The sequence below is a fragment of the Bacillota bacterium genome (assembly GCA_012842395.1).
GTDB lineage: Bacteria > Bacillota > SHA-98 > UBA4971 > UBA4971 > UBA6256.
On sequence record DUSX01000002.1, the window covers coordinates 239,935 to 260,132 of the forward strand.

Here is a 20,198-nt window from a genome sequence, read left to right on the forward strand (position 1 = left end):
GCCCACGCTCGCGCGCCGCGCGCCGGGTGCCGGGCGCCGCGCGCCGGGCGCGCCATCCTCGGAGAGCGAGGAGAGCGAGGCTGGCAACCCTGAATGGATTTGGGTGCTGAGAAGTGGCGCGGACTTCTGGTGGAGCTTAGACGAGCAGCCTATGAGAAACATCAAACTTGTGCTCGAGTACGACGGGACCGCGTACTGCGGGTTCCAACGTCAAGACGGCCTGCGGACGATCCAGGCAGAGCTGGAGCGGGCTGTGGCAGTGATAACGAAGTCGCCCGCGAACGTGATCGGTGCGGGACGCACCGACGCTGGGGTCCATGCTCGGGGCCAAGTCGTGAATTTCCGTACAGACGCGAGGATGCCCGCGGAGAAGTTCGTTCCGGCGCTCAACAGCGTGCTTCCTGCTGATATCAGGGTGCTTCGGGCCGAGGATGTGCCGCTCGAGTTCAATGCGCGGTACGACGCCCGCGGCAAGACGTACGAGTACACGATGGATACGAGGCCCGTACCGTCGGTCTTTCTCCGGAACTACGCGTACCACGTGCCATTCCCTCTTGATCTCGAGGCGATGCGCGAAGGATGCAGCCATATCGTGGGGCGCCACGACTTCCGGTCGTTTGCTGCATCGGGCGGGGGGGCCAAGACGTTCACCCGGGAGGTGAGGCGGTGCGCCCTCGAGGCTGGAGAGGGTCTCGTCAAGATAACCGTGGAGGCGGACGGGTTTCTCTATAACATGGTGCGGATAATCGTGGGGACGTTGGTGCTCGTCGGTGTGGGCAAACTCACTCCACGCGACGTGGCAAGGATTCGTGACGCTCGCGACAGGCGTGTCGCGGGGCCCACTGCCCCTGCGAAGGGGCTGTGCCTAGTGCGTGTCGACTATGACGCGTGACGCGTGGGCGGCCGGGCCCGCCCGAGGCCGGAGGGGGACGGCAGGCCGAAGACTGAAGGGCGGGCCGAAGGCGGAAGGCGCCGGCGGGCCGGAAGGCGGCGGGATAGCGGGCGGGCGCTGCAGCGAGGTAGCTTCGTTCTTGACACGTTGCCCAGGCTATATTAGAATACGCCTTGGGGCTTGCGGCCCGCATTTGGTTTATCCAGCCGCGATTTGCGGCAGGGTGACATGAAGCTTTAAGGCTCGCGACGGAGCGGGCGAACGTGTGAATCGAGTTAAGAGGTCAAAAGTCTTGTGAGGTGGATCTTCTATGGCTGGCACTGGGCCCAGGCCCGAGGCACAGGGCGGAGAATGGTACGTGGTCGACGCCGAGGGAAAGACCCTTGGCAGGCTGGCGAGCCAGGTCGCCAGCGTCATACGGGGAAAGCATAAACCGACATATACCCCTAGTCTTGATACTGGCGATCACGTGATCGTCATCAACGCCGAGAAGGTGCGGGTAACCGGGAACAAAGAAAAGCAAAAGTTCTATTACCGGCATAGCGGCTATCCCGGAGGGCTGCGGGCTGTTCCCTACGAAGTTATGATGGCGAAGAAGCCTGAGGCAATTATCGAGCACGCGGTGAGAGGGATGCTTCCGCACAACCGGCTAGGGCGTTCGCTGTGGAGAAAACTTAAGGTGTACCGCGGCGCGGAACACCCGCACGCCGCGCAGAAGCCGAAACCCCTTGAGATCAAGGAGTAAGGGGGCCATGGCACAGGCACGAAAGGGGGGTAAGGCATGGCATTAGCTGAGATCGGGAACGCGCCTGCCGTCCTCGCGACAGGCCGGCGGAAGTGTTCGGTGGCGAGGGTGCAGTTGAAGCCCGGCCGTGGCGACATCATCGTCAACGGGAAACCCGTATCCGAGTATTTCGGCCGCAAGATCCTGGAGATCCTTGTAAGGCGGCCGTTTGCAGTGACGGACACCGCTGGCAAGTACGACGTGATCGCGAAGGTCGAGGGCGGAGGCCCCACCGGCCAGGCTGGCGCGGTGACGCACGGCATCGCGAGGGCCCTCGTGGCTCTGAACCCCGACCTGCGCCAGGCCCTAAAGGGAGCCGGGCTTCTTACGCGCGACCCGCGCATGAAGGAGCGGCGCAAGTACGGGCTCAAGAAGGCGCGCAAAGCACCTCAGTACTCCAAGAGGTGAACGGCGCCGGCTGATAATGGCTCAGAGCGTTCACACAACCGGTTCTTCCGACGCGCAAGCGGGGTTGAACCGGTTCGCTGTTTTGTTCGCTGTTTTCACGAGGGATTGCGTCTCCCGCACGGGTCGCGTCCGGTTGGCCACAGAATGTCAGGACCCCCTCAGCGCCGGTGGTCGCCGGGAAGGTTGAAGTCCGGCTGCTGACGAGAGAGGTCGGCGATAGGCGGCCGGAGGTCGGCAAAGCGCGCGAAGCACCTGGAATACTTCGTCCGCCCACGTAGGTGCGTCCATCTCGGGAGGAATGGCGAACCATATCCCGAACTATAGAACTGACTGTGGCGTCGTATGTTTTCGTCTCCTTCTTTTCTTTCTTTGATGACGTTGGGGTTGGGTTGCCGGTGCTCTCTCGACAGGGCGTGGAGAGCACGGCTGTGTCGCGCGCCAAGTCCGAGCCAGGCGCGCCGCGAATGCGCCGTCCGCGGGGGGCAGGACGGCAGGACCGGCAACCCTGGAGGGATAGAGGGAACCCCCGCGCCGGAAGAAACGCGAGTCTCTGGCGTACTTAGCTAGAACGAAAGCGTCCAAACCCGACCTGCTCTGGAGGGAGAGTCTTGCGAAGGTACGTGCCGAGAAGAACCAAAGCGCGACGGCGGGTCCTCGTCACGGTTATGCTGTGGTTCATCGCGGCGTGCGTCGTCGCCGGGTTCGTCGTCGCGAGGAACCCATCGCTCGTTCCGGGCGCGCCGGAGGCTCTGGAACGCGCGAGCGTGATCCGGGACCTCCTCTGTCTCAGGCGCACGGTGCAGGTGAACGTGCGGCGCGCAGAGTTCTGGGGATCGGACCTCCTCATCGTGGACATGGAGATTCGCAACCACTCCCCGGTCGTCATCCTGTGCCAAGACTTGCGTCTTGTTGACAGACGGGGGCAAGTCTTCTTTCCCAGCAGCACCAGCGTGTATTACGTGAATCGCCAGGAGTCCTTGTGGATGCGCCAGGTGAATCCTGGCCGGAGCGTGTCAGGGAAATTCGCCTTCGTGGTCCCCGACGGCACCTTTGGCCTCGCATGCGCCATTGAGACCGAGATCGGCGTGATCAAGCTCTCACCCGTGAAGGAGGTGTCGAGGCGAGACACGTGACCGCGCCTGTGTGACGTGGCGGGGGCACGGGCGTCCCGCCGGAGCCTGAGAGGAGACGTCTCGGAGACGTGCCAAGACGCTTGGAAAGGGGGCGTGTGATGTGGAGCTCGAGTTCGTCAGGGTCCGCCGGGACACCCGGTGCGGAGGAACGGTGGTCGTGACCATCGACCGACCTCCTGTGAACGCGTTGAACTTTCAGACCGTGAACGAGCTGGCATCCGCGTTCACGGAGCTGCGCGCGGACCCGAGCGTGATGGTCGTGGTGGTGACGGGAGCAGGGGAGCGCGCGTTCGTTGCGGGGGCGGACATCAAGGAGTTCCCTGGCCTTACGCGTGAGGCCGGGGTCGAGATGTCTAGAAGGGGCCAGGCCGCTATGGGCCTTATCGCTTCGTTTCCGCGCCCGGTCATCGCCGCCGTGAACGGCCTCTGCCTGGGTGGAGGGTGCGAGCTTGCGATGGCGTGTGATATCCGAATAGCATCGGACTTAGCAAAGTTCGGCCAGCCAGAGGTGAACCTCGGGCTCATCCCCGGCTACGGCGGCACGATGCGCCTCGCCAGACTCGTAGGGCCGGCCGCGGCGAGGGAGCTGCTCTTCACGGGCAGGGTGATCGACGCCCAGGAAGCATTGGCCATCGGCCTCGTGAACAAGGTCGTGCCTCATGCGGACCTGATGGACGTGTGCCTTGAGATGGCGGAGGTCATCGCCTCGAAAGCTCCGGTAGCAGTTAGGCTCGCGAAAACGGTGCTAAGCCAGGCCGAGGACGCGCGCTTCGAGGACGGGTTGGAAGTGGAGGCACGCTGCTTTGGGGACGCGTGTGCAACGGAGGACATGCATGAGGGAGTGAGGGCGTTCCTCGAGAAGCGCAGACCCGAGTTCGCGGGCAAGTAGCCGGGCGGGCTGCGCAAACTAAGTGTGGCGCCATAAGTTTTCGTCTCATTTCTTCACGGCGTTAGGGTTGCCGGTGCTTGCGCGACGGGGCGTGGAGAATTCGGCCGCCTTAAGCTCCGAATTCGAACGAGGCGCGCCGCAAGCGCGCCGTCCCCGGAGGGCAACACCGATAGCCTTAGGCAGGACCGCCCCGCCGAAAAGTAGCGCGAACTTTCGGTGACATACGACATACTTAGTCGTGATCCGTTTGAGGAGGCTTCGAAATGTCGTCGGAGTATCAATCCATCAACGTGACTGGGCTCGAGTTGGATCTGGACGAGGTTCAAGACGCTTTGGTTGAATTCGTGCGTGCCGAGGTGGCTCGGGCAGGCTACCGAAAGGTCGTGATAGGCCTCTCCGGCGGTCTGGATTCCTCGGTCGTTGCCTACTTGTGCGTGCGTGCGCTGGGCGCCGAGAACACCTTCGGTGCCATGCTGCCGTATCGCACGTCCAACCCTGCCAGCCTTTCGGACGCCAAGGAGGTCGCCAGTGTGCTTGGCATTGAGTACTGCGTCGTGGACATTACAGGCCCGGTGGACGCGTACTTCGCAGCCCTGCCACCCGAGGCAGGGCCCGAGGCGGACAAGCTCAGGCGGGGAAACAGGATAGCACGGGAGAGGATGGCGGTCATCTACGATCTGTCAGCGGCAAAGCAGGGGCTCGTGGTGGGCACGAGCAACAAGACCGAGCTTCTCTTGGGCTATGGCACGCTCCACGGCGACTTGGCGTTTGCTTTCGACCCCATCGGCGACCTTTACAAGACACAGGTGCGTGCTCTCGCCCGTCATCTCGGCGTCCCGCCCAGGATCATCGCGAAGGCGCCAAGCGCGGACCTCTGGTCCGGGCAAACTGACGAGGGAGAGCTCGGCTTCACTTACGACGACGTCGACAAGCTTCTCTATTTGATGGTCGACGAGAGGAGAAAGAAATCCGAGCTCGTCGCCATGGGGTTCAAACCCGAATTCGTCGATGCCGTGCAGAGGCGCGTCAGGGCTACGCGTTTCAAAGCGCGTATGCCTGTGTTGGCGAGGATCATGACCCACGGCGTGGGGGGTGATTTCCGATACTGGGAGAGCACTATTTCACGGAGACACCGACCTCGGCCCATGCCGAACGAGAGATAGAGGTCGAGCTCAGAGGCCGCCGCTTTCGCTTCGTGACGGACGCCGGCGTCTTTTCCAAGGGCAAGCTGGATCGGGGCACGCGTCTTCTGGTTGAGGCGATGGACGTGCCCGAAGGAAGCCTTGTCCTGGACCTCGGCTGCGGTTACGGCCCGATCGGGATCGCGGCCGCGCTTCTCTGCCCCACGTGTCGAGTGTGCATGACGGACGTGAACGAGCGGGCGTGTGAGCTTGCAAGGAGAAACGCGGTTCTCAACGGCGCCACGAACACGCGAGTCGTGTGCGGTGCCGGTTTTTCGCCGGTCCAAGACTTGAAGTTCGACCTCATTCTTTCAAACCCACCCATTAGAGCGGGGAAACAGGTTCTGTTCGAGATCATCGAGGGCGCCGCGATGCACCTCAATCCCGGTGGAAGGCTCGTTCTCGTGGCACAGACTAAGCAGGGCGCGAGGAGCCTTCTCCGCAAGCTTGCTGAGGTGTTTCCCGTGGCGCGCGTGGTGGACAAGGGGGGCGGTTACCGGGTCATGGAGGGTGTGATGGAGGCGTAAGGGCAGGGCCTCGTGCAGGGCCTCGTGCGGGGGAGCCCCCGCACGTGACGCGAAACACGATGGGATGAGGACAGGCCCGCGGCCTTCGTACACCGCTCGGAGGGCATTTTTCGGGGCTGGCACGCATAACTGTGGTAGCGGGCGGGTGGTGGAACGCACCGGGCGGGGTGCGCAGGGACGGGACGCTCGTCACAGAGGGTGAAGCCCTGTTGAGGAAGCCCATCGTGCTCATATGGACCCCGAGAGCGTGGCTCGTGACTTGTGCCGCGATAGGAGCGGTGGTGACCATGTTGCTCGTGCTCGCTCGCACGGCTGTAAGAGTGAGCGCTCCGCTCTCGGACGCCGTGTGCGGGAAGGTCGTGGCCATTGACCCGGGACATGGCGGTGATGACTGCGGCGCGCGGGGGCGCTCCGGCCTTGCCGAAAAGGACGTGGTGCTTGATATCGGCCGCCATCTGGCGGGGCTTCTCAACCGTGCGGCCGTGTACACGGTGATGACGAGGGATGATGACGACGACCTCGTCCGGGACGAGTCACTGGGGCCCGTGCAGCGGAAGCGCCTCGACCTCGAGAGCAGGGTGGACCTTGCGGCAAGGAGCCGTGCCGACCTCTACATAAGCATCCACGCGAACAGCTTTCCAGAGCCCGTTTGGTCCGGAGCACAGACGTTTTACCACAGCAGGTCCGAGGAGAGCAAGGCCCTCGCTCAGGCTATCCAGAAAGAGCTTGCAGCCCAGCTAGGGCCGAATCTCCGGAGGGCCAAGCCGGGCGATGACTACTTCGTGCTCAAGCACTCGAAAATGCCCGCAGTCATCGTGGAGGTTGGCTTCCTGTCGAACCCCCGCGAGGAATCCCTCTTGGCGCAGCCCGATTACCGGAGACGCGTGGCGGAGGCGATCTTCCGGGGGACCGTGAACTACCTGATAGAATCATACAGCGAACGCACCAAGGGCCAGGAGCGCCGCGGGGGCGAGCCGGGCCAAGGAGCCGAGCCGGCATCGGACAGCGGGATGCAAGTGGATAGGATGCCCCAGGAAGGCCCAGGCGAGGTCCTGAGGTCGAAAGCGCGGGCCGCCCTGAAACCTTCGGAGGATGAGGCCATACTCTATTTCGCCGGTCCCACCAATTTCGACGACGACCTTCTGCCTGAGGTGCGCAGGATCCCCGGGATGGCTGGCTCGCTGCCGCCGGAGGAGCGCGCCACCAGGATCGTCAACGAACTCATCAAGGGGCCGGCCGGGGGGAGCGTGTTGTGCCCGACTGTGCCGAAGGGCACGCGGCTCAGGTCGCTGCGGATCGTGGATGGCGTGGCCTACGTGGATTTCAGCAGCGAGCTCGTCTCGAGCCACTGGGGAGGAAGCAGGTCGGAGGAGATCACGATCTATTCGATCGTCAACACCCTGGCGGAGTTGCCCGAGGTGGAGCGTGTTCAGATCCTCGTGGAGGGCGCCTGGCCGGTCACCATCGCAGGGCACGTGATTCTTGACGCGCCCGTGAGCCCCAACTACGATCTCGTGAGGTTCGCAAAGTAGGCCGCGGCGTTGCCGGCTCTTGAACGATTTGCGGAGCGGCGCGACTCCGTGGTCATACCCAGAATGCCCGTTCGTCTGCTCTTTCCCTCATCCGTGCCCTCGTATGCCCTCGGATGGCGGTCCCTCCGAGAAGCCGATCCAAGGCAGGGTGGATAGCACAAAAAGGATATGATGATGGTCTGTAGAATACTGTAAGGAACGGGGACAGCCTTCCTTCTTCCCGCAGGGCTCGCGGTAGCGCGACCCGGGCAACCCGGGGTGGTCGTCACCGTCACGGACGGCTGTCGCCGGAGACGTAAAGAGAAGTAGGGGGGAGCGCTTTGGGCCTGCGAGACGAATACTCCACCATCGTGAAACGGCTCATGAACGAGATCGACTCAGCCGAAGCGGACGCAATCGAGAAGGCTGCGGACGCCATCGCCACGACGGTAAACGCAGGCGGGGTGTTGCACGTGTTCGGCGCGGGTCATTCCCACATGCTTGCTGAGGAGATTTTCTACCGCGCGGGCGGTCTCGTGCCGGTGAACGCCATATTCGACTCCGGGCTCATGCCCCACAGCGGCGCAGCCAGGAGCACGCTCCTGGAGCGGCTGCCCGGGTATGCCGCCGCCATCATGGGGGATCACGAGACCTCCGCGGGCGAACCTATTGTCATCGTCTCGTATTCCGGGATCAACCCAGTGCCCATCGAGGTAGCCTTGGAGGCACGGGCGAGGAGCCTCGTTGTGATCGCGCTCACGTCGGTGCAGGCTTCCGCGGCAGCGCGGCCTCGGCACCCGTCAGGGAACCGCCTTTACGAGCTCGCGGACGTCGTGTTGGATAACCACGCGCCCCCCGGTGATGCGCTAGTGGACGTTCCGGGGTATCCAGGCCTTAGGACGGGGCCCGTGTCGACCATACTGGGAGCGTACATCCTGAACAACGTCATTGTTCGGGCGGTGGAGAAGCTGGCGGGCATGGGCCAAGAGCCGCCGGTGTTCACCAGCGCCAACGTGCCGGGCAGCGCCGAGAGAAACGCGTGGCTGATCTCGCACTATAGGCGCCAGGTCAAGAGCTTCTAGGGTAAGGCTCCGCAAGTCTTCGTTCTTAGGATGGTGCGGAGATGTCCGTCCGTGGACCTGCGGCAGTCCCGAGAGTTGAAATAGACCTTGCCAAAGTCGAGGGGAACGCCAGAGCAGTCGTTGAAATGTGCGCGAAACACGGCATCCGGGTGGCGGGGGTCACGAAGGTCACCTGCGGTCACCCTGATGTGGCGAGGGCCATGTTGAGGGGCGGGGTGAGATGGATCGCCGAGTCCCGCCTTGCGAATCTTGAGCGTCTTCGCCGCGCCGGCGTCTCGTGCGAGACGATCCTGCTCCGCGCCCCAATGCTCCATGAGGCACGGGATGCCGTGCGCTTCGCAGACATGACGCTCGTCTCGTCAGTGGAGACCGCGAGAGCGCTCGGCGAAGCGGCCAGCGCCCGCGGCACGGAGCACAGGGTTGTTCTCATGGTAGACGTGGGCGACCTGCGCGAAGGAGTCCTCCCGGAGGACGCCATGGATGTTGCGGCCCGCATCGCGGGTCTACGCGGCGTCCGGCTGTATGGTCTAGGAACGAACGTAGCATGCTATGGCGGGGTGATCCCGACCCGCGAGAACATGGGGGTGCTTCTGACCTTACGGGATCGCATCCGTACCGACCTCGGAATAGACCTGGAACTGATATCGGGTGGCAATTCGAGCGCGCTTCCGCTCGTCAGCGCGGGCGAGGTGCCCCAGGGCATAAACCAGCTTCGCGTCGGCGAGTCCATGCTCCTCGGCAGGGACGTCACGCACCGGCGGCCGCTCCCGGGCATGCACCTCGACGCGTTCGTCTTCGTGGCCGAGGCGATCGAGGTGGAGAGGAAGCCATCGGTGCCGCGAGGAGAGATCGGGCAGGATGCTTTCGGCAAAGTCCGCCGATTCGAGGACAGGGGCGTGAGAACGAGGGCGCTCCTCGCGTGCGGCCGGCAGGATGTGGATCCCGAGGGCCTGAGGCCGCTGGAACATGGCGTGGAGGTGCTTGGCGCGTCCAGCGACCACCTGATCCTCGATGTGGAGGAGGCTGGGCGAAGGATAAGAGTCGGCGACGAGGTCAGGTTTACCATGAGTTACGGTTGCCTCCTTGCTGCCATGACTTCGCCGTACGTGCACAAGGTCGTTGTATGACTTTGTCGTATATCTGCAGCGCAGGACGGGTGTTCTGTGTTTGGGGAGGGGTTACAGGTGGCAAAAGCCGGGGGTGTCGTGTTGTGTGCGCTTGCCCCGCATCCGCCGCTTCTGATCCCGGAGATCGGCTCCAGGCATGACCTTGATGCCGTAAAGAACACGACGGAGGCCATGAAGAAGCTCGCGGCCACGGTGAGAGATGCCGACCCCGAGGTTGTGGTCGTGATCAGCCCACATTCACCGTTGTTCGAGGACGCAGTGGCGATACGGACCGCGAATCCGCTCGAGGGTGACTTCTCCATGTTCATGGCGGGCCAGGTCCGGCTGTCGTTCGAGAACGACCTGGCTCTGGCGAGCGAGATCGCCAGGCGCGGGGAGATGGAAGACGTTCCCGTGATCCTCTTGGGGGACCGCGAGCGCCGTGCGTACCGGCTGGAGAACCGCCTGGACCACGGCGTTCTCGTCCCGATGCACTTCGTGGCAGAGGCTGGGGTGAAGGCCCCGCTAGTGGTCATGGGCATGGCGCTGCTGCCCCGAGAAAAGCTGTACGCGTTCGGCAGAGCGATCGCGAAGGCCGTGGAGGCATTGGGCCGCAGAGCCGTGGTCATCGCGAGCGGTGACATGTCGCACCGCCTGAGCGCGGAGGCTCCGGCTGGCTACGATCCGCGGGGCGCCGAGTTTGATGCGCGAATAGTCAAGCTTATGCGGGCCGGAGACGTAGAAGGCATCATATCCCTCGACAATGTGCTCGTGGAACGCGCGGGAGAGTGCGGGTACAGGTCGCTCCTGATGGCCCTCGGAACCCTCGACGGGCGGCGATTCGAGCCGGAAGTCTTGTCGTACGAGGGCCCGTTTGGCGTGGGTTATGCCGTCGCCGTTTTCAGGCCTGGTGAGCCCGCCCCAGACAGAGCTTTGGTCGAGAAACTCATCGCCAGACGCAAGAAGACGCTGTCAAAGACGAGGGAGTCCGAGAGCCCTCTGGTGAGGCTAGCGCGATCGGCGGTGGAGGAGTACGTGAGGACCGGACGCGTGATCAAGCCTCCTGAAGACCTTCCCGAGGAGATGCGTGGCAGGGCCGGGGTGTTTTGTTCGATCAAGAAGGCAGGCCAGCTCCGTGGGTGCATCGGGACGATCCAGGCCACGACGCGCAACGTTGCCGAGGAGATAATCAGGAACGCCATCGCGGCCGCCACGGACGACCCAAGGTTCATGCCAGTGGAGCCCCGCGAGCTCGACGAGCTCATCTACTCCGTGGACGTCCTTACCCCTGCCGAGCGGGTCTCCGGCATCGATGAGCTGGATCCCAAGGTGTACGGGGTGATCGTCAAGAAGGGCCAGAGAAGCGGGCTTCTTTTACCGGATCTCGAGGGCATCGACGATGCGCGGGAGCAGGTGGCGATAGCAAAGCGAAAGGCGGGAATAGCGCCCGACGAAGACGTCGAGCTCTTCAGGTTCAGAGTAAAGAGGTATACCTGATGCGTGAAGCGTCTTACTGGACAAAGGAGAGCGGAGAGGAGGGCGTTGTAACGTGTCTCCTCTGTCCGCAGCACTGCAGGATCAGGCCGGGTCACGTCGGAGTGTGCAGAGCCCGCAAGAACGTTGACGGGCGGCTGTACTCTCTGATCTACGGGGAGGTCACGTCTTTCGGGCTCGACCCCATCGAGAAGAAGCCCCTTTACCATTTCTACCCCGGATGGGCGATCCTCTCAGTCGGCACCAGGGGGTGCAACCTCGCGTGCGGGTTCTGCCAGAACTGGCACATCTCCCAGGCGGATGCCAGGACTAGCACGCTTACGCCCAAGGAGCTGGCCGCCGTCGCAGCGGAGTACGGCCGGCGCAGGCGCTCGATCGGCGTAGCGTACACGTACTCCGAGCCTCTCATCTGGTACGAGTTCGTCATTGACGCCGCGAAGCTCGTGCATGATCTTGGGCTGAAGAACGTCCTGGTCACCAACGGCGAGGTTAACGAGGACCCGCTGAAGGAGCTCCTGCCCCACATCGACGCGATGAACATTGACGTGAAGGCGTTCACCGAGTCATTCTACGCGAAGGTGTGTCACGGAAGGCTCGCCCCCGTTCTGCGCACTGCGGAGCGGGCAAAGGCCGCTGGATGTCACGTAGAGATAACGAACCTCATAATCCCCGGCCACAACGATGCCCCGGACGAGATACGCAGGCTCGTCCACTGGGTCGCCTCGTCGCTAGGGGATGATACGCCTCTTCACTTTTCGAGGTACTTCCCGGCGTACAAGTTTGACGCGCCTCCGACGCCCATCAGCACCCTGCGCACAGCGGTAGAGATCGCCAAGGACGAACTCAAGTATGTGTACATGGGAAACGTGCCCGGCACCGAAGGGAACGACACCCGTTGCTACATGTGCGGGGAACTGCTCATCGAGCGGAGCGGATTTGACCTCGTGGCGTACAGAATAAAGGACAGAACGTGCCCAAAGTGCGGGGCGGAGATCCACATCACCGGTGCGCCGCCATCCTAGGCTCATCTTCCGTGGTTTCAGAGCGGAACCCGGTAGCCTTCGTCCTCCACGGCCCTCACCATGTCATCGCGAGTGGCCTTGTGCGGATCGAACGTCACTCTCGCGGTTCCCGATGCCAGGTCCACCTGCGCCGTCTTGACCCCGGGCACCTTGAGCAGCGCCCTTTCCACAGCGGCGCGGCAGTGATTGCAGCTCATCCCCTCGATGCGCAGCACGAGTATGTCTTCGTGATCGGGTCTGGATACGGTTGGATTCATGCCGAAGTGCCAAGGCGGCTTCCACTCGCAACCTCAGGCGCGTCGGGACCCCCGGCTACGTCTTCTGATCGAGGAAACCGCTCCTCCTTCCTGAAAAAGGTATGTCGTCCGGCCGCGAACAGGCTATTCGATCTTGATAGCTTCCACAGGGCACGACTCCGCGGCTTCCGCGCAACATGCAAGCGCGTCACACTTTTCCGGATGCGCGGCGTGGGCCTGCCCGTCATCTCCCATCTCGAACACCTCGGGGCAGATCTCCGAGCACAGTCCGCACCCGATGCAGAGGCTCTCGTCAACTGTCACTTTCGCCATGGGTTACGCGCGGCGCCCCGGCTGTTCGGTATCGGCCAGGCCGGGTGCCCGCTGCCCTCCTCTCGCTGCTCATCGCTCACCCTGGTCATCGCGGGGCGGCGATGTGCTCATCTCATGATGTATGTTCCTACAGGCGACACGGGGTTATACATGAGCCGGGCCGCCCACGAGCGCCTTGGCTGTGCGTTCGCGGCCCAGTCCTGTGTTCACCCCGCTCCTTTTGATGCCCGTGCGCTCGACGCTGAGCCCGTTGAGACTCCCTTCTGAGTCCGCGGCCGGGGCGGCCCCAGTGGTGATTTGTGGCCGCGCGCCGCCCCGGCCGATGCCACTATCCTGCAGTTCGCTTCGCAGTTCGGGGTTGAGAAACTTCACGAACATGCCCTTCATTCCCAGGGATTTTGTTCTGACGAGGCCCGCAGAGGACAGCTTCCGGAGAGCATTGACGACCACAGAACGCGTCATGCCCGCAGCGTCAGCGATCCTGCCGGCTACGACGAACCCTTGGTCGCCCGTGATGCTGTCAAGGATGGCGTGAACCGCCACGAGTTCGGAGTAGGAGAGGCTCCGGATCGCGGACCTCGCAACACGCTGGTTTGTCTCGCGATCCTCTTCGTCCCTCCGGCGTCTCGCCGCGAGCACTGCGCCGGAGGCCGCGGCAAGGGCTCCGAGCGCATCACGGTCATCTCGCGAGAGCTCGCGATCAAGCTGGACGACAAGCATGCCGAGGGCCTCGCCTAGCACCGTGATGGGCGCCGCCGCGTATGTGTGGCGATCGATCATCGCCGATACCGGTGTTTTGCGGGCTGCCACCGCCGCGCCGAGCGATGCTATCGTGCGAGGCGTGAGAGCGTCTCCGGAATGGTCCTCATGCGCATTGGGGCCTGGGGAATCCGCCAGGGCTTTCGCGGCGGAAGCGCCGGCCGCCATGCCGGCCGCCACGGAGTGCCCGGTGACGTGCCCTTTGGCGTTCACCAGGTAAACACGGGCACCGCCAAGACAACGGCTCACGACGGAGCACACCCCGTCGCCGATCGGGCCTGGAAAGTCATGCTGGAGGATCTCCGTCATAGCCTTCAGGGTTTGCCGGCACTTCACTTCAGGCGCCTCCCTTTTGTCTCCGTCTCGTCCCTTCGAACTTCCTTCTAACTAAACGTCCTCTCAAGCCTCCCTGGGGACGGCTCGCGCAGCACAGGGCATGGTCAACACTGTGTCATCGGCGGTTTCGGACGGGCAAGCAAACCGGCGCTGAGGTGACCCTTGGGCCCGGAGAGGGCCCTGGACGTACCCGCCGTAGGACACACCTGCCGCAGGCGCCGCAGGCTCAGTTAACCATAAATGGAAAGGTGTTCATGTTTCCGGACACATTTTACGACATCGACTTGATGCGTGTCAACGGATGTCGCGCACCATGGCGGTTTATGTCGACTCCCGGCCCGGACGTCCCACGCTTCGGCAAGGTTCGACCGCTAGACAGATCGCCATGGGTTCGTGCCGGGCTTGAGCGCGCAACCCTGTTCGGGCTTGCCGGCTTTGCCCTCGGGGGATGGCGCGCCTGTGCCGCACCTCGTTCGAATTCCGCGGGCGAGATAGCTGTTGGCACGGTGGCCGGCGACTCCTTCCGGGAGCCGCGAGCCGGAACCCGGAATCCGGGAACCGAGAGCGTCGTTGAGCGTTGTTGATGCGCCCCTAAGGAGGTTTCCACGTGTGTTCCTGGAAGTATCCCAAGAAGGGGGTGCGGAGGAAGAAAGGCATTCTCCCTGCCGCGCGCTCCGCTGCGACGAGACTGGGGCCGCGAAGCTGAAATGCCGAGACAAAAGGGAGGTTGGGATCTCTGGTGGGAAAGCTGGTTTTGGGGTGGCAGGTAGCGGGCTCCTGTGAGGGCGAGCGCTCATACAGGGAACATGCAGACGTGATAACTCACATCAGCCCTTGTTGGTACTCGATGAGCAGGGACGGAAGCATCAGGAGAGACGAGAACGGAGCAGCGGGCATCATCGAGCTGGCGAGGGCTTCGGGGACCGCCGTTGTGCCTCTCGTGGCAAATGAAGGCTTCAGCCCTGAGGTTGCCCACGAGATACTCCTCACAGCGCGTACCAGGCGGCTCGCGGCGGAGGCGATCGCCTCGCTCGTCCTGGAGCGCGGTTTTGATGGCATCAACATGGATTTCGAGGGCGCTTTCATAAAGGGCGACAGGGAGAGGTACACGCTTTTGATCACCGAGATCGTACATCTCCTCAAGCCTCACGGCAAGCACGTCTCGGTGGATGCCGTGGCGCAGACGGCGCCTCCACGGCCGGACGAGACAGGATGGGCCCAGGCGTACGACTATCCAGGCCTTGCCGCCGTCGCGGACTTTCTAATCATCATGGGATACGATTACTCGCCTGCGGGCGGCCCGCCCGGGCCGGTCGCCCCGCTCTGGTGGCTCGAGAAAGTGCTCGACTATGCGACTTCGTGCGTTCCGAGAGAGAAGATAGTGGTCGGCCTCCCGTTCTACGGGCGTCACTGGACCATTGAGAAGGGCGTGATATCGCAGGGCAGGGGGATTGACGCGAAGAAGGCCGCTGAGCTTGTGGAGCGGCAGGGGGTCGCTGCGGCCTGGGACGTCCGAGCGGCATGCCCTGTGCTCCGGTACTACGAAGGCGATGTCGAGCACGTGGTGTACTACGAGGATGCGGAAAGCCTTAGGCTCAAGCTGAGGCTTGTCAGGGAGTGCGGGATCGGCGGAATAGCGTTCTGGCGGCTTGGTTCAGAAGACCCAAGGATGTGGGAGGTCGTGCGGGAAGAGTTCCTCTCTTGATCCAGAGAATGACTCGCCGGTGAAGGAAGGACTTCGATTCTCATCGTCGAATCAGGTTCTAGACTTAGATCCAAACGAGGGGGGATAGTGATGAGGAAGGCGTTCCTATTGACGATCGCCGTGGCCATCGTGTTGGCCCTGGCCGGCGGCGTATCTGCGGCGGGCAAGATCGGTGTGGGCTACTACTTCCACCAGAGTGACTCCGCCATGTCGCTCGCGGGCGAACTAGGTCTCTCTGACAGACTGGCATTCGGGTTCGATTATGTGGCGCAAGCCGGCGAAGAGCCCAGCAAGACCGAGCTATACGGCAAACTTGCGCTGAAGGACCTGGGCGTCACCTCGGTTGGAGCCTTCGGGGGTGTGAAGATGACCGGGGCTTCCAATACGAGCTTCAAGGTCGGACTATACGGTGAGCAGCCGATCACGCCGCAGATCGACGCGTACGCCCGGGCGGGCGCGGCATTTGAGGGCAGCGCCAGCAGCGTATGGCTTGAGGCGCTCGGCGGCGTGAAAGTCAACGTGATGTCTCCGTTCTGGCTCGCGGGTGAGGCTCTTTACAACAGCCGGGAAGGTGCTGACGGCACTGCCTTCCGCGTGATCGTGGGAATGAACTTCTAGGGCCCCGAGTCCTGTGGAGGCGGGCGTCCCGGTACGTGCAGGCGGGCTTTCGCCGGGCCGGGGCATGAGGACGGAACAACGGCCCGGCAACGCAGGTCGAATGAACGGCGAACAAGAGGTTCATGAGTGGTAAGCAGGCTGCGTCACGCTTTGTTGCGGGGCGTAGCCTGCTTGGCTTTGCGCTGAGACCGGGCCTGTGTGATCGTTCGTATCGTTTGTTTCCTCGAAGCTGGAAGGATTGCGGTTTCTGGAGTAGAATCATAGAACAAGCCCGCAGAATCCGGGCCTTCGTGACGTCATCATGGAGGTGGTCGAGTTGATAGTCGGGGTCCCGAAAGAGATCAAGAATAACGAGAACCGGGTGGCTATCGTGCCATCGGGAGTGATGGCGTTGTCGGACAGAGGCCACACGGTGCTGGTGCAGAAAGGGGCGGGGATGGGAAGCGGCATATCCGACGAGGACTATGCGCGCGCTGGCGCACGCATAGTGGACAACGTAGCTGATTTGTGGGCCGAGGCCGAGATGATTATGAAGATCAAGGAGCCGTTGCCGCCTGAGTACCCGCTCATGCGGCACGGTCAGGTGATGTTCACGTACTTCCACCTCGCGTCCGACGAGACTCTGACTAGAGCGGTGCTTGATTCCGGCATAGTGGCTATCGCCTATGAGACGGTTCAACTTCCCGACGGCAGCCTTCCTCTCCTCTCTCCGATGAGCGAGGTCGCCGGCGCGATGGCGGCCGTTGTGGGGGCGAACTACCTCGCGGGTCCGAACGGCGGGCGGGGCGTGTTGATGGGCGGCATTCCAGGTGTGGAGCCGGCTCACGTGGTTGTCATCGGGGGAGGGACGGTCGGGACGAACGCTGCACTCATGGCTGCAGGGCTCGGTGCTCAGGTCACGGTGTTTGAGGTCTCCATCAGCCGCATGCGATACCTCTCCCACGTGTTGCCCAAGAACGTGAAGATACTGTATTCCAACAGGCATTCGATAGAGGCTGCGCTCGCCGACGCGGACCTCGTGATCGGGGCCGTCCTCATACCCGGGGCGAAGGCGCCGAAACTCGTCACGCGCGACATGATAAAGCTGATGAAGAAGGGCTCTGTCATCGTGGACGTGGCGGTGGATCAAGGAGGATGCATTGAGACTACCCACCCGACGACCCATGCCGAGCCCACGTACTTCGTGGACGGCGTGCTCCACTACGCGGTTGCGAATATGCCCGGCGCTTTCCCGAGGACATCGACGTTTGCCCTCACAAACGCGACTCTTCCGTACGCGATCAGGATCGCGGATCTCGGCGCGGAGGAGGCTATGAGACGTGATCCGGCTCTCAGGCTCGGTCTGAACGCCTACAAGGGCAAGCTGACGTGTAAAGGCGTGTCCGAGGCGTTCGGGATAGAGTATCATTCACCCGAGGAAGTGCTCGGCTAGGAAGCCCTCGGCTCAGAGTGAATCCTAACCAGAGCCGGGTGTGATGTTCCGACCACGGCCGCGGATAGAAAACGGCCGTGTTTTTTTCGCTATGGGTTGCATAGATATGCATCAATGATGTATAATTACCACAACCCCTGCCCAAACCTGGCTAGCAAGGAAACCACGGGCAGGCGTGGCGGAGGGTGCACTTTATGGTTCGAGTGGGAGTGGTCGGGGCGTCCGGTTATACCGGCGGGGAGCTTGTGAGGCTCCTCATTGGGCATAGGGAGGCGGCCCTCACAGTCCTCGCTTCTCGCGGAAGCGCCGGGAAAGCGGCTGCCGAGGTCTACCCGAACCTTCGTGGGTACGACCTTCCCCCTATCTCTGGCATCGCTGCGGACAGCCTCGCTCGCGACTGCGATGTGGTCTTCATCGCGGCGCCCGCGGGTGTGGCCGCATTGCTTGCGAAGGAGATCCTGACCGCACGCCCTTCGGTGAGGATCGTTGACCTCGGCGCGGATTTTCGGCTCAAGAGCCCGGCGTCGTATCAGGAGTGGTACGGCGTCCCTCACGAAGCCCCAGATCTTGTTGCGGAGGCTTCGTACGGTCTTCCAGAGCTTTACCGAGACGAGATACGCAAGTCGAGGATCGTGGCGAATCCGGGATGCTACCCCACAGCCGCCTTGCTTGCGCTGGCCCCGCTTGTGAGCCGCGGCATCGTTGATTTGCGGAGCCTCATCATAGACGCGAAGTCCGGGGTGTCCGGTGCCGGAAGGACGCCGTCGCCGGGATACCATTTTCCAGAGTGTGAGGAGAACCTTCGCGCGTACGGAGTCCCGCGACACCGCCACACGCCCGAGATAGAACAAGAACTGCGGCGGCTCGCCATGCAGGGTCTGGGCCCTCGAGGTGAAGCCGGCTGCGGCACGGGGACGGCCGCCGGGGCACCCGGCAGGGCTGATACGGATGAGGACGGGATCACAGTCACGTTTACGCCGCATCTCGTTCCGATGAGCCGTGGGATCCTGGTGACGGCGTACGGCCTGCTTAAGACACCGGCGCCCGCCGTCGCCGTGAGAAGCGGTGCGTCGAACAAGACCGGTCTACCCGGATACGTGCCACGCGATGCGGCTCCTTGCCCGGAGACCACCGGCGAGGGCCCTCGTCCCGATGCACTTACCGCCCTGTACGAAGAGTTTTATGCCCACGAGAGGTTCGTGAGAGTGCTCCGCGGGAGTCTCCCCGAGACGAAGGCGGTCCGTGGGTCGAACTTCTGTGACATCGCAGTGAGAATCGACGTGAGGACCGGTCGGGTCGTCGTGTTCTCTGCCCTCGACAACCTGGTGAAGGGGGCGGCCGGCCAGGCGATTCAGAACATGAACGTTCTGTTCGGGTTGGAGGAATCAACCGGCCTTGAGGCCCCTCCTGTCTGGCCGTGAGAGGCCGTGAGAGGCAGTATTCAAGACGCGAGGCTGAAGGGAAGGGAGCGTGCGGCATGATTTCAGTGGAAGCAGCGGCTATCGAACCAGCGGGCGCGACCGATTCGACCTGGCGAGAGATTCCTGGCGGGGTTACCGCTCCTCTGGGGTTCCGCGCTGCCGGGCTGCACTGCGGGATAAAGCGAGCGCGTCCTGATCTCGCCCTCATCCTCTCGGACGTGCCAGCGGCATGTGCGGCGGTGTTTACCACTAACAGGGTGAAGGCCGCGCCGGTCTTGGTCAGCATGGAGCACGTCAGGTCCGGAAAGTGCAGGGCTGCTGTGGTGGCGAGCGGCAACGCGAACGCATGCACTGGCCCGAAGGGCCTCGAGGACGCGCGGACCATGGCGAACGTAACAGGAGAGGTCCTGGGGATCCCGCCGGACGAAGTCATTGTCGCGTCGACGGGCGTCATAGGGGTCCCTATGCCCATCGAGAAGGTGTGCGAGGGAATCCGCCTCGCCGCCGGAGCGCTTGACCCGGGACCAACGGGCGGCGCGGCCGCCGCTGAGGCTATCCTCACCACGGATCGCACTCTGAAGGAGGTAGCCGTGGAGGGGGATGTGGGTGGACATAGGGTGCGGATAGGGGGTATAGCCAAAGGCTCGGGGATGATCCACCCCAACATGGCCACTATGTTGGCGTTCGTGACGACGGATGCCGCGATAACCCCCGGCATGTTGCGCCGAGCTCTCGCGCGCTCGGTGGAGAGATCGTTCAACATGATCACGATCGATGGCGATACGAGCACCAACGATATGGCCGTGGCGTTTGCAAACGGGACGGCCGGGAATCCCACGGTTGCGTCGGAGGACGCCTCCTTCGACGCGTTCTCGAAAGGGCTCGATCACGTGACGGGAACGCTCGCCCGCATGATAGTGCAGGACGGCGAGGGCGCAACCCGCATCATAAAGGTGGAAGTCCGGGGCGGGAAGACGGAGTGGGATGCACGGCGCATAGCAAGGACCATCGCTTCATCGAACCTAGTGAAAACCGCGGTATTTGGCGCCGATCCTAACTGGGGCAGGGTGCTGGCGGCGGCAGGGCGCGCGGGGGTGGAGTTCGATGCGGACCTCGTGGACGTGTTCATCGGCGATGTGCTCGTTGCGCGGTCCGGCGCGGCGGTGGAGTTCGACGAGGGGCGCGCGAGGGACGCAATGGCCCGCAAGGAAGTCCTCATCGTTGTTGACCTGCACGCAGGCGCCGAAAGCGCGTGCGCGTATACCTGCGACTTGACATACGAGTACGTGCGTATCAACGCAAGCTACAGGAGTTGAGGAGGTGAGACCG

The 20,198-nt window shown here is 63.1% G+C and carries 20 protein-coding genes; 17 read left to right on the forward strand and 3 right to left on the reverse strand.

The window, feature by feature from the left end:
* Positions 1-151: 151 nt before the first annotated feature.
* The 12 genes from truA to amrS all read left to right on the forward strand — a co-directional run bounded on the left by truA (position 152) and on the right by amrS (position 12,029).
* Complete coding sequence (gene truA / locus GX515_01400; GenBank protein HHY31666.1) at positions 152-892, forward strand: tRNA pseudouridine(38-40) synthase TruA; 741 nt, start codon at positions 152-154, stop codon at positions 890-892.
* A gap of 310 nt (positions 893-1,202) precedes the next feature.
* Entirely contained in the window at positions 1,203-1,637 is a 435-nt protein-coding gene (gene rplM, locus GX515_01405; protein HHY31667.1) for a 50S ribosomal protein L13, read from the forward strand.
* Positions 1,638-1,673: 36 nt separating this feature from the next.
* Positions 1,674-2,084, forward strand: a complete 411-nt coding sequence (gene rpsI, locus GX515_01410) for a 30S ribosomal protein S9 (protein HHY31668.1) — start codon at positions 1,674-1,676, stop codon at positions 2,082-2,084.
* Positions 2,085-2,692: 608 nt separating this feature from the next.
* Positions 2,693-3,217: a DUF4352 domain-containing protein gene (locus GX515_01415; protein HHY31669.1), complete on the forward strand. Its 525-nt coding sequence runs from the start codon at positions 2,693-2,695 to the stop codon at positions 3,215-3,217.
* 151 nt (positions 3,218-3,368) lie between these two features.
* Positions 3,369-4,106 (forward strand): hypothetical protein, encoded by a 738-nt coding sequence (locus GX515_01420; GenBank protein ID HHY31670.1) that lies wholly within the window; start codon positions 3,369-3,371, stop codon positions 4,104-4,106.
* A 263-nt stretch (positions 4,107-4,369) separates the two neighbouring features.
* A complete protein-coding gene (locus GX515_01425; GenBank protein HHY31671.1) occupies positions 4,370-5,269 on the forward strand; it encodes an NAD+ synthase in 900 nt (299 codons plus the stop codon).
* Positions 5,212-5,814, forward strand: a complete 603-nt coding sequence (locus GX515_01430) for a class I SAM-dependent methyltransferase (protein HHY31672.1) — start codon at positions 5,212-5,214, stop codon at positions 5,812-5,814. Before GX515_01425 ends, GX515_01430 begins: the two co-directional genes overlap by 58 nt.
* Before the next feature lie 209 nt (positions 5,815-6,023).
* The gene (locus GX515_01435) at positions 6,024-7,346 is read left to right on the forward strand and encodes a hypothetical protein (GenBank protein HHY31673.1); all 1,323 of its coding nucleotides are present in this window, start codon (positions 6,024-6,026) and stop codon (positions 7,344-7,346) included.
* A gap of 320 nt (positions 7,347-7,666) precedes the next feature.
* On the forward strand, positions 7,667-8,407 hold the full coding sequence (locus tag GX515_01440) for an SIS domain-containing protein (GenBank protein HHY31674.1): 741 nt from the start codon (positions 7,667-7,669) through the stop codon (positions 8,405-8,407).
* Positions 8,408-8,448: 41 nt separating this feature from the next.
* Entirely contained in the window at positions 8,449-9,534 is a 1,086-nt protein-coding gene (locus GX515_01445; protein HHY31675.1) for an alanine/ornithine racemase family PLP-dependent enzyme, read from the forward strand.
* A 57-nt stretch (positions 9,535-9,591) separates the two neighbouring features.
* Positions 9,592-11,010, forward strand: coding sequence for an AmmeMemoRadiSam system protein A (amrA, locus tag GX515_01450; protein ID HHY31676.1), 1,419 nt, complete (start codon positions 9,592-9,594; stop codon positions 11,008-11,010).
* Positions 11,010-12,029 (forward strand): AmmeMemoRadiSam system radical SAM enzyme, encoded by a 1,020-nt coding sequence (amrS, locus tag GX515_01455; protein ID HHY31677.1) that lies wholly within the window; start codon positions 11,010-11,012, stop codon positions 12,027-12,029. The genes amrA and amrS overlap by 1 nt, the downstream gene beginning before the upstream one ends.
* Positions 12,030-12,046: 17 nt before the next feature.
* Here amrS and GX515_01460 read toward each other — a convergent pair whose 3' ends face one another.
* The 3 genes from GX515_01460 to GX515_01470 form a co-directional block, all read right to left on the reverse strand.
* Complete coding sequence (locus GX515_01460) at positions 12,047-12,286, reverse strand: heavy-metal-associated domain-containing protein (protein ID HHY31678.1); 240 nt, start codon at positions 12,284-12,286, stop codon at positions 12,047-12,049.
* Positions 12,287-12,409: 123 nt separating this feature from the next.
* A complete protein-coding gene (locus GX515_01465; GenBank protein HHY31679.1) occupies positions 12,410-12,598 on the reverse strand; it encodes a ferredoxin in 189 nt (62 codons plus the stop codon).
* Between the two features lie 144 nt (positions 12,599-12,742).
* Complete coding sequence (locus GX515_01470) at positions 12,743-13,693, reverse strand: hypothetical protein (protein ID HHY31680.1); 951 nt, start codon at positions 13,691-13,693, stop codon at positions 12,743-12,745.
* A gap of 739 nt (positions 13,694-14,432) precedes the next feature.
* Here GX515_01470 and GX515_01475 point away from each other — a divergent pair.
* From GX515_01475 to argJ, 5 genes are all read left to right on the forward strand, one after another.
* Positions 14,433-15,398 carry a hypothetical protein gene (locus GX515_01475; GenBank protein ID HHY31681.1) on the forward strand — a complete coding sequence of 322 codons (966 nt, stop codon included), beginning with the start codon at positions 14,433-14,435 and terminating at the stop codon, positions 15,396-15,398.
* Between the two features lie 90 nt (positions 15,399-15,488).
* A complete protein-coding gene (locus GX515_01480) occupies positions 15,489-16,016 on the forward strand; it encodes a hypothetical protein (protein HHY31682.1) in 528 nt (175 codons plus the stop codon).
* A 316-nt stretch (positions 16,017-16,332) separates the two neighbouring features.
* Complete coding sequence (gene ald / locus GX515_01485; protein ID HHY31683.1) at positions 16,333-17,448, forward strand: alanine dehydrogenase; 1,116 nt, start codon at positions 16,333-16,335, stop codon at positions 17,446-17,448.
* 194 nt (positions 17,449-17,642) lie between these two features.
* The gene (locus GX515_01490) at positions 17,643-18,869 is read left to right on the forward strand and encodes an N-acetyl-gamma-glutamyl-phosphate reductase (GenBank protein HHY31684.1); all 1,227 of its coding nucleotides are present in this window, start codon (positions 17,643-17,645) and stop codon (positions 18,867-18,869) included.
* A 56-nt stretch (positions 18,870-18,925) separates the two neighbouring features.
* Entirely contained in the window at positions 18,926-20,185 is a 1,260-nt protein-coding gene (argJ, locus tag GX515_01495; protein ID HHY31685.1) for a bifunctional glutamate N-acetyltransferase/amino-acid acetyltransferase ArgJ, read from the forward strand.
* The last annotated feature ends 13 nt before the right edge of the window (positions 20,186-20,198 follow it).

What these genes read in the sequence shown, in the direction of transcription:
- truA (HHY31666.1), top strand. Translation starts at nt 152, where the DNA reads ATGAGAAACATCAAACTTGTGCTCGAGTACGACGGGACCGCGTACTGC.
- rplM (HHY31667.1), top strand. Translation starts at nt 1,203, where the DNA reads ATGGCTGGCACTGGGCCCAGGCCCGAGGCACAGGGCGGAGAATGGTAC.
- rpsI (HHY31668.1), top strand. Translation starts at nt 1,674, where the DNA reads ATGGCATTAGCTGAGATCGGGAACGCGCCTGCCGTCCTCGCGACAGGC.
- GX515_01425 (HHY31671.1), top strand. Translation starts at nt 4,370, where the DNA reads ATGTCGTCGGAGTATCAATCCATCAACGTGACTGGGCTCGAGTTGGAT.
- GX515_01445 (HHY31675.1), top strand. Translation starts at nt 8,449, where the DNA reads ATGTCCGTCCGTGGACCTGCGGCAGTCCCGAGAGTTGAAATAGACCTT.
- amrS (HHY31677.1), top strand. Translation starts at nt 11,010, where the DNA reads ATGCGTGAAGCGTCTTACTGGACAAAGGAGAGCGGAGAGGAGGGCGTT.
- GX515_01460 (HHY31678.1), bottom strand. Translation starts at nt 12,286, where the DNA reads ATGAATCCAACCGTATCCAGACCCGATCACGAAGACATACTCGTGCTG.
- GX515_01465 (HHY31679.1), bottom strand. Translation starts at nt 12,598, where the DNA reads ATGGCGAAAGTGACAGTTGACGAGAGCCTCTGCATCGGGTGCGGACTG.
- GX515_01480 (HHY31682.1), top strand. Translation starts at nt 15,489, where the DNA reads ATGAGGAAGGCGTTCCTATTGACGATCGCCGTGGCCATCGTGTTGGCC.
- GX515_01490 (HHY31684.1), top strand. Translation starts at nt 17,643, where the DNA reads ATGGTTCGAGTGGGAGTGGTCGGGGCGTCCGGTTATACCGGCGGGGAG.
- argJ (HHY31685.1), top strand. Translation starts at nt 18,926, where the DNA reads ATGATTTCAGTGGAAGCAGCGGCTATCGAACCAGCGGGCGCGACCGAT.